General features: G+C 68.4%; 1 pseudogene. It reads left to right on the plus strand.

The annotated features are described in order from the left end of the window. Positions 1 to 522, plus strand: a pseudogene (locus L3X40_RS22070) (thiolase family protein); the annotation flags it as partial. Between the last annotated feature and the right edge of the window lie 162 nt (positions 523 to 684).

Here is a 684-nt window from a genome sequence, read left to right on the forward strand (position 1 = left end):
CCGGATGCGACGCTCGAAAGCCTCGCCCACCTCAAGCCGGCCTTTCGTCCGGAAGGAACAATCACGGCAGGCAATGCGCCCGGCCTCAATACCGGCGCGGCGGCGATGATCGTGGCGAGCGAGGACTGGGCCAGCCAGCACGGCGTTGCTCCGGTCGGTCGGCTGGTCGCTTTCGGCGTGGGTGCGGTGGAGCCCGGACTGTTCGGGCTGGGGCCGGTCCCGGCCGTGCGCCAGGCGCTCACCCGTGCGGGCTGGTCGGTGTCGGATCTCGAACGGGTCGAGATCAACGAAGCCTTTGCCGCGATCGCCATCGCCGTCGTACGGGAACTCGGGCTGCCGGAGGACATCGTCAATGTCGAAGGCGGGGCGATCGCCCATGGCCATCCGATCGGCGCGACGGGCGCGGTGCTGACGACGCGGCTGCTCGAGTCGATGCGGCGCGACGGGCTCAGGCGCGGGCTTGTCACGCTTTGCATCGGGGGCGGGCAGGGCGTTGCCCTGGCTCTTGAAGCCGTCTCCTGAGCGAAGAGGCTTGGGGCGGCGATCGATCTTCCGTCGACGCCGCTCCGGTCCGAACGCAACCGATAAGGTGTCGCGTGCCCATGCTCATCGCGAGCTTTCTGGAAAACCCACTCTCGCAGGGGAACCGGAGAGCCGTGGATAGCGGCACGTCTGTTCATACGG

The organism is Rhizorhapis sp. SPR117 (genome assembly GCF_021742065.1).